The following is a 7,424-nucleotide window of genomic DNA, read 5'->3' on the forward strand; positions in this document are numbered from 1 at the left end:
GCCCCTGCAGCACGAAGTGGGCTGCCCGGGATTGCAGTCCCGCCTCGCTTGCGGAACAGTGGGCGGATTCCCTTGCCGGATCGCAGCATGGCGCAGCAACCCATCTCCCTCATCGGCGGCGGCCTGGTCGGCGCGCTGCTGGCGCAGCAGCTGGCCGGACGCGGCTTTGCCGTCGACGTCTACGAGAAACGACCTGATCCGCGACTGGCCGGCTTCACCGGTGGTCGCTCGATCAACCTGGCGCTGGCCGAGCGCGGACTGCAGGCGTTGCGCACGGCCGGCCTGGCCGACGACGTGCTGCAGCGCGCGGTGATGATGCGCGGGCGCATGGTGCACGATCGCGACGGCCACAGCGCCCTGCAGCGCTACGGCGTGGACGACAGCGAGGTGATCTGGTCGGTCTCGCGCGGCGCGCTGAACATGCTGCTGCTGGATGCGGCCGAGGCGGCCGGCGCGCGCTTCCACTTCTGCCAGTCGCTGGTCGGCGCCGACTTCGACCGGCAGCGCATCCGGCTCGCCGACGAGGCCGGCGCGCAACGCGAGCAGGACGCCGGCCTGCTGCTCGGCGCCGACGGCGCCGGCTCCGCGGTGCGCGCGGCAATGAACGCGCAGGCGCCGCTGGGCGAGCGGATCGAATCGCTCGGCCACGGCTACAAGGAACTGGAGATCCCGCCAGCTGGCGAGTTGCCGGCCGCGGTGCTGTCGCACAGCGGCGGTCACGAGCAGTTCGCGCTGGAGCCGCACGCCCTGCATATCTGGCCGCGCGGCAGCTACATGTGCATCGCGCTGCCGAACACCGAAGGCAGCTTCACGGTGACCCTGTTCCTGCCGGCGCAGGGTGCCGCGCCGAGCTTCGCCACCCTGCCCGACGCCACGGCCGCGGCCGCGTTCTTCCGCGAACAGTTTCCGGGCCTGCTGCCGCTGATCCCGCGCTTCAGTGAGGATTTCGACGGCCATCCGGTCGGCACGCTGTCCACGCTGTACCTCGAGCGCTGGCACCTGGACGGCCGTGCGCTGCTGCTGGGCGACGCCGCGCACGCGATCGTGCCGTTCCACGGCCAGGGCATGAACTGCGGTTTCGAGGACACCGTGGTGCTGGCGAACCTGCTGGCCGAGGCGCCGAACGACAGCGCCGACGTGTTCGCCGAATTCCAGCGCGTGCGCCAGCCGAACGCCGACGCGATCGCCGCGATGGCGCTGGAGAACTACGTGGAGATGCGCGACTCGGTAGCCGACCCGCATTACCTGGCCAAGCGCGAGCTGGGCGCCCTGCTGGCGGCGCGCGCGCCGACGCACTACATGGCGCGCTACCGGCTGGTCACCTTCACCCACGTGCCCTACGCCTACGCGCTGGAACGCGGCCGCGCGCAGGATGCCTTGCTCGAACAGCTGCTGCGCGACGCCCCCGCGGTGCGCGACATCGACCTCGACGCCGCGGCGCGGTTGTTCGAAACCACGCTGCCGCCGCTGCCGGCCTTGCGCCATGGATGAGTACCTGCGCGAGGCATTCCGCGACACCGCCTATCTGGTCAACCTGGACACGGTGAGCTGGGCGACGATCCGCATCGATCTGCCGCTGCCGGCAGAGCTGCATGAACTGGTCGGCATGCAACCGTGGGCCTTCATCACCGCGTGGAACCCGCAGGCTCGCCGTCGCGCGCAACCCGAGAACCTGGTCGCGCAGCGGGAACTGCTGGCTGCGCTGCAGGCCCTTCCGGAGATCGCCGTGCGCCCCGCCATCGGCGTGGGCAACACCGGCTGGAGCGAGCCCAGCCTGTTCGTGATCGGCGCCGACGCCGCCACACTTGACCCGCTGGCCCGCCACCACGGCCAACGCGCCTATGTACACGGTCACGGCGATGGCGTCGCCCTGCTGCGCTGGATGGAATAGCGCCGCGACAGCGGCAGTGCGCCACATGGACAAGCGCCACCGCCATTGCGGACAATCACGGAGATGACCGCCACGCCCGCCGCCGCGCCCCTGCTCGAAGCACGGGGCTTGAGTTTTCGTCGCCAGGACGAGCCGGTGTTCGCGCCGATGGATTTCCAGCTGCACGCGGGCGAGCTGGCCCTGGTCGAGGGCGACAACGGCAGCGGCAAGACCACCTTGCTGCGCATGCTGGCCGGCCTGCTGCATGTCGGCGAGGGCGAACTGCGCTGGCGCGGTGCGCCGCTGCAGCGCGACGCCACTGCCGGCGACATCCTGTTCCTCGGCCACCAGCTGGGATTGAAGGCAGACTTCAGTCCGCGTGAAAACCTGCGCGTGGCGGCCAGCCTGCATGGCTGCCGCGACGGCACCAACGCTGCGTCCGTACTGGCCCGGATCGGCTTGCGCGGTTACGAGGACGAGCCGGTGCGACGCTTGTCCGCCGGCCAGAAGAAGCGCGCGGCGCTGGCCCGCCTGCTGCTGCTGCCGGCCACGCTGTGGCTGCTCGACGAGCCCTACGCCAACCTGGACCGCATCGGCATCGCGCTGGTCAACGAACTGCTGGAACGCCATACCGACGCCGGTGGCGCGGCGATGGTCACCAGCCACGGAACCGTGAGTTTCCACGGCGGCGAACCGCGACGGATCCGCATGCATGGCTGAGGTCGGCAACTCGCTGCGTGGCCTCCGCCTCCTGTTTGCAGGGCGCGGAGCACAACGATGAACCGGCCGGGCCTTGGCACTGCCTGCGCCGCGATGCTGCGCCGCGACCTCGCGCTCGCCTGGCGCCGCCGCGGCGACATCGCCATGCCGGTGCTGTACGCGGTGATCGTGGCCACGCTGTTCCCGTTCGCGCTGGGCCCGGAAGACACCCTGCTGCAGCGGATCGCCGGCGGCGTGGTGCTGGTCACCGTGTTGCTGGCGATGCTGCTGGCGCTGGATGCGATGTTCGCCAGCGACATCGAGGATGGTTCGCTGGAACAACTGGTGCTCTCGCCGCAGCCGCTGGCCCTGCTGCTGGGCATGAAGATCCTCGCCCACTGGCTGGCCACGGCGCTGCCGCTGATCGTGATCGCGCCGCTGCTGGCGGCGATGCTGCACCTGCCCGGCACGGTGATTCCGGTGCTGCTGCTGGCGCTGCTGCTGGCCACGCCGCTGCTCAGCCTGCTCGGTGCCGTGCTGGTGGCGCTGACGGCCGGCACCCGGCGCTCTGGTATGCTGCTCGCCTTGATGCTGCTGCCCTTGTGCGTGCCGGCCGTGATCTTCGCCGCCGGCGCGGTGGCGGCCGCCCAACAGGGGCTGCCGTGGCTGGCACCGATCGCCTGGCTGGCTGCCGCCCTGGTGCTCGCCGTGGTGCTGGCGCCGCTGGCCTGCGCGGCCGCTCTCCGCATTGCTCTGGACGCATGATGTCTGACTGGATTCCGCTCTGGTTGCACAAGCTCGGCTCGCCGCCGACGTTCTACCGCTTCGCCGGCAAATTGCAGCCGTGGGCGATGACGCTGGCGCTGCTGCTGGGTGCGGTCGCCCTGTATGGCGGCCTGCTGCTGGCGCCGGCCGATTACCAGCAGGGCGACGCCTACCGGATCATTTTCATCCACGTGCCCAGCGCATGGATGAGCATGTTCATCTACGCGGTGATGGGCGTGGCCTCGTTCGTCGCGCTGGTGTGGCGGATCAAGCTGGCCGAGGTGGTGGCGATGCAATCGGCGCCGATCGGCGCGGCGTTCACCTTCATCACCCTGGTCACCGGCTCGCTGTGGGGCAAGCCGATGTGGGGCACCTGGTGGACCTGGGATGCGCGGTTGACGTCCGAGCTGGTGCTGCTGTTTTTGTATCTCGGCGTGATCGGCCTGTACCACGCGTTCGAGGATCGCCGCCAGGGCGCACGCGCCGCCGGTTTCCTGGCCATCATCGGCGTCATCAACGTGCCGATCGTGCATTTCTCGGTGAACTGGTGGAACACCTTGCATCAGGGCAGCACGGTGAACGTGTTCGGCCAGTCGAAGATGGCGTGGGACATGCTGTGGCCGCTGCTGACGATGACCCTGGCCACCAAGTTCTATTACGCGGCCAGCCTGTTCCGCCGTGCGCGAACCGACCTGCTGGACATGGAGGGCGGCAAGGACTGGGTACGCAAGATCGCCGAAGACGAGGCCGACCGATGAGCGCGCTGCAACACTTTCTTGCGATGGGCGGTTACGCGGCGTACGTATGGCCGGCCTACGCAGTGTTCTTCGTCGTGCTGATCGCCGACAGCATCGCGCCGGCCCTGCGCCGCCACCGCGTGCTGCGGGAACTTCGCGCACGACTGGCCCGTCAGAGTGCCCGTCAGCAACGTCAACCGCCTCCTGCCACGCCGTCCGCCTGACCGGCGCAGACCTGCCATGCCCATGAACCCGACCCGCAAACGCCGCCTCGTCATCGTCCTGCTGATCCTCGCCGCGGCCACCATCGCCACGGTGCTGGTGGTGGTCGCCCTGCAGAACAACATGAACTACCTGCTCACCCCAAGCCAGGTGCAGTCGGGCCAGGCCAGCAGCTACAAGACGTTCCGCCTCGGCGGCATGGTCAAGGCCGGCTCGATCCAGCGTTCGAACGATTCGCTCAAGGTCACCTTCACCGTGGTCGACGCCGGCGGCGCGATGCCGGTGGAATACACCGGCATCCTGCCCGACCTGTTCCGCGACAACCAGTCGGTGATCGCCACCGGCCACATGGACGGCGCCCGCTTCGTCGCCACCGAAGTACTGGCCAAGCACGACGAAACCTACATGCCCAAGGAACTGAAGGACGCGATGGCCAAGGCGCATGAGGGAAAGCCGGGAATAGAGAGTCGGGAATAGGAAAAGCCATGCGCGCCACCCTTTGCCACAAGATCCCACCTCGAAGCGCACTAGCTTTGCCTTTGCCTATTCCCTGTTCCCTATTCTCTATTCCCGGCCAAAACCCATGACTCCCGAACTCGGCCAACTTGCCCTCATCCTCGCCCTGCTGCTGGCGCTGGCGCAGGGGGTGCTGCCGTTGATCGGCGCGTGGCGCGGCAATCGGGCGCTGATGGCGGTGGCGCGGCCGGCCGCGGCGGGCCAGGCGGTGTTCGTGGCGTTCGCCTTCGGCATCCTGGTATGGGCGTTCCTGCATTTCGATTTCTCGGTGCAGTACGTGGCCGACAACTCCAACCTGGAGCTGCCGTGGTACTACCGCATCGCTGCCGTGTGGGGTGCGCATGAGGGTTCGCTGCTGTTGTGGATCTTCATCCTCAACGTGTGGACGGTGGCGCTGGCCGCCTTCAGTTACAAGCTGCCCGAGGTGTTCGCCTCGCGCGTGCTCGCGGTGATGGGCTTGATCGCGGTGGGCTTTCTCGCCTTCATCGTGTTCACCTCCGATCCGTTCGGCCGGCTGCTGCCGATGCCCGGCGACGGCGCCGATCTCAACCCGGTGCTGCAAGACCCGGGCATGGCGTTCCATCCGCCGGTGCTCTACACCGGCTACGTCGGCTTCTCCGTGGCCTTCGCCTTCGCCATCGCCGGCCTGCTCGGCGGCGAGCTGGAACAAGCGTGGGTGCGCTGGGCGCGGCCGTGGACCAACGTGGCGTGGGCGTTCCTCACCCTGGGCATCGTCGCCGGCAGCTGGTGGGCGTATGCGGAGCTCGGTTGGGGCGGCTGGTGGTTCTGGGACCCGGTGGAAAACGCCAGCTTCATGCCGTGGCTGGTCGGCGCGGCACTGATCCACGCGCAGGCGGTGACCGAGAAGCGCGGCTCGCTGCGCGCGTGGACGATCCTGCTGTCGATCTTCGCCTTCTCGCTGTCCCTGCTGGGCACCTTCCTGGTGCGTTCGGGCGTGCTGACCTCGGTGCACGCGTTCGCCTCCGACCCGCGCCGCGGCGTGTTCATCCTGGCCTTCCTGACCATCGTGGTCGGCGGCTCGCTGTTGCTCTACGCGCTGCGGGCACCGAAGGTGGCCGGCGGCAAGGCGTTCCAGTTGCTGTCGCGCGAGACCGTGCTGCTGATCGGCAACCTGATGTTCGCGGTGGCCGCCGCGATGGTGCTGCTGGGCACGCTGTTCCCGCTGATCGGCGACGCGCTGAACCTGGGCCGGATCTCGGTCGGCCCGCCGTATTTCGGCTTCCTGTTCCCGCTGCTGATGCTGCCGGTCGTGCTGCTGATGCCGTTCGGGCCGTTCCTGCGCTGGGGCAAGGGCGAATCGCCGCTGCTGAAGCAGATCCTGCTGCGCGTCGGCATCGCCGCGGCGGCGTGCGCGATCGTGGCGGCGTTCTTCGTCGATGGCAAGCTCAAGGCGATCGTCGGCGTCGCGGCGCTGGCGTGGCTGGGCGTGGGGGTGCTGCTGTATGCCTACAAGCGCTGGCGCGACGTGCCGCGCGGCCGCCGTTATCCGGGCGAGATGGCCGGCATGCTGCTGGCGCATCTTGGTGTGGGGGTGTTCGTTGCCGGCGTGCTGCTGACCGAATCGCTCAGCGTGACCCGCGACGTGCGCATGGCGCCGGGCGAAACGCAGCACATCAGCGGTTACGATTTCCGTTTCGATGGCGTGCACCGCACCACCGGCCCGAACTGGAAAGCCGACCAGGGCGTGATCACGGTGACCCGCGACAGCAAGCAGATCGCGGTCATGCACCCGCAGAAGCGCACCTATCCGCGCGGCCAGGTGCAGACCGAATCGGCGGTCGACGCCGGCGTGTTCCGCGACCTGTACGTGGCGCTGGGCGAGCCGATGGACGCCGGCAACATCGAAGGTGCGTGGGCGCTGCGCCTCTACTACAAGCCGTTCGTGCGCTGGATCTGGGGCGGCGGCTTGCTGATGATGCTGGGCGGCTTCGTGTGCGCTGCGGACAAGCGCTTCCGGCTCAAGCGCACGGCTGCCGCCACGGCCCCGGTGGACTTGCAGCCACAGGAAACCCGCGCATGAATCGCCTGCTGCCGTTCATCGGTTTCATGCTGCTGGTGGGCCTGTTCGGGTTTGGCATCTGGTGGAACACCCGCCACGATCCGAACGCGATCCCCACCCCGCTGCTGAACAAGCCTGCGCCCGCGTTCGACCTGCCCAAGCTGTACGAACCGACGCAGACGGTAAGCAAGGCCGACCTGCTCGGTCAGCCCTACCTGCTCAACGTGTTCGCCAGCTGGTGCATCGAGTGCGGCGTGGAACACCCGGTGCTGACCGCCGCGGCGCCGAGCCTGGGCGTGAAGCTGGTCGGCTACAACTACAAGGACGCGCCGGCCGATGCCAAGGCCTGGCTGGCCGCGCACGGCAGCCCGTACGCGCTGCTGATCGCCGACGAATCCGGCCAGACCGCGATCGACTTCGGCGTCTACGGCGCGCCGGAAAGCTTTCTGATCGATGCGAAAGGCGTGATCCGCTTCAAGCACATCGGGCCGATCACGCCGGAGGTGCTGGCCACCAAGGTGAAGCCGGCGATCGCCGCCATGCTGAAGGAGACGCCCTGATGCGCCTCGCCCCTGGTAGGAGCCCGCTCGCGGGC

At 68.7% G+C, this 7,424-nt stretch carries 9 protein-coding genes; all 9 read left to right on the forward strand.

The window, feature by feature from the left end; translation table 11 throughout:
* Positions 1–87: 87 nt before the first annotated feature.
* The 9 genes from B1991_RS15365 to B1991_RS15405 all read left to right on the forward strand — a co-directional run bounded on the left by B1991_RS15365 (position 88) and on the right by B1991_RS15405 (position 7,389).
* The gene (locus B1991_RS15365; protein WP_136259555.1) at positions 88–1,491 is read left to right on the forward strand and encodes an FAD-dependent oxidoreductase; all 1,404 of its coding nucleotides are present in this window, start codon (positions 88–90) and stop codon (positions 1,489–1,491) included.
* Positions 1,484–1,891, forward strand: coding sequence for a DUF3293 domain-containing protein (locus tag B1991_RS15370; protein ID WP_136259556.1), 408 nt, complete (start codon positions 1,484–1,486; stop codon positions 1,889–1,891). Before B1991_RS15365 ends, B1991_RS15370 begins: the two co-directional genes overlap by 8 nt.
* A gap of 63 nt (positions 1,892–1,954) precedes the next feature.
* A complete protein-coding gene (ccmA, locus tag B1991_RS15375; RefSeq protein ID WP_136259557.1) occupies positions 1,955–2,590 on the forward strand; it encodes a cytochrome c biogenesis heme-transporting ATPase CcmA in 636 nt (211 codons plus the stop codon).
* A gap of 57 nt (positions 2,591–2,647) precedes the next feature.
* Positions 2,648–3,334, forward strand: a complete 687-nt coding sequence (ccmB, locus tag B1991_RS15380; protein WP_136259558.1) for a heme exporter protein CcmB — start codon at positions 2,648–2,650, stop codon at positions 3,332–3,334.
* Positions 3,334–4,092, forward strand: a complete 759-nt coding sequence (locus tag B1991_RS15385) for a heme ABC transporter permease (RefSeq protein WP_136259559.1) — start codon at positions 3,334–3,336, stop codon at positions 4,090–4,092. Before ccmB ends, B1991_RS15385 begins: the two co-directional genes overlap by 1 nt.
* The gene (ccmD, locus tag B1991_RS15390) at positions 4,089–4,295 is read left to right on the forward strand and encodes a heme exporter protein CcmD (protein ID WP_136259560.1); all 207 of its coding nucleotides are present in this window, start codon (positions 4,089–4,091) and stop codon (positions 4,293–4,295) included. Before B1991_RS15385 ends, ccmD begins: the two co-directional genes overlap by 4 nt.
* A gap of 22 nt (positions 4,296–4,317) precedes the next feature.
* A complete protein-coding gene (ccmE, locus tag B1991_RS15395) occupies positions 4,318–4,770 on the forward strand; it encodes a cytochrome c maturation protein CcmE (protein WP_210772153.1) in 453 nt (150 codons plus the stop codon).
* Positions 4,771–4,876: 106 nt separating this feature from the next.
* Entirely contained in the window at positions 4,877–6,850 is a 1,974-nt protein-coding gene (locus B1991_RS15400; RefSeq protein ID WP_136259562.1) for a heme lyase CcmF/NrfE family subunit, read from the forward strand.
* Positions 6,847–7,389, forward strand: a complete 543-nt coding sequence (locus B1991_RS15405; RefSeq protein ID WP_136259563.1) for a DsbE family thiol:disulfide interchange protein — start codon at positions 6,847–6,849, stop codon at positions 7,387–7,389. The genes B1991_RS15400 and B1991_RS15405 overlap by 4 nt, the downstream gene beginning before the upstream one ends.
* The last annotated feature ends 35 nt before the right edge of the window (positions 7,390–7,424 follow it).

This window comes from Rhodanobacter lindaniclasticus, assembly GCF_004799035.1.
In the GTDB taxonomy this organism is placed as follows: Bacteria; Pseudomonadota; Gammaproteobacteria; order Xanthomonadales; family Rhodanobacteraceae; genus Rhodanobacter; species Rhodanobacter lindaniclasticus.

Bases quoted from the DNA above. Each gene is read 5' to 3' on its own strand.
- B1991_RS15400 (WP_136259562.1), top strand. From the start codon at position 4,877: ATGACTCCCGAACTCGGCCAACTTGCCCTCATCCTCGCCCTGCTGCTG.
- ccmD (WP_136259560.1), top strand. From the start codon at position 4,089: ATGAGCGCGCTGCAACACTTTCTTGCGATGGGCGGTTACGCGGCGTAC.
- ccmA (WP_136259557.1), top strand. From the start codon at position 1,955: ATGACCGCCACGCCCGCCGCCGCGCCCCTGCTCGAAGCACGGGGCTTG.
- B1991_RS15385 (WP_136259559.1), top strand. From the start codon at position 3,334: ATGTCTGACTGGATTCCGCTCTGGTTGCACAAGCTCGGCTCGCCGCCG.
- B1991_RS15370 (WP_136259556.1), top strand. From the start codon at position 1,484: ATGGATGAGTACCTGCGCGAGGCATTCCGCGACACCGCCTATCTGGTC.
- B1991_RS15365 (WP_136259555.1), top strand. From the start codon at position 88: ATGGCGCAGCAACCCATCTCCCTCATCGGCGGCGGCCTGGTCGGCGCG.
- B1991_RS15405 (WP_136259563.1), top strand. From the start codon at position 6,847: ATGAATCGCCTGCTGCCGTTCATCGGTTTCATGCTGCTGGTGGGCCTG.
- ccmE (WP_210772153.1), top strand. From the start codon at position 4,318: ATGAACCCGACCCGCAAACGCCGCCTCGTCATCGTCCTGCTGATCCTC.
- ccmB (WP_136259558.1), top strand. From the start codon at position 2,648: ATGAACCGGCCGGGCCTTGGCACTGCCTGCGCCGCGATGCTGCGCCGC.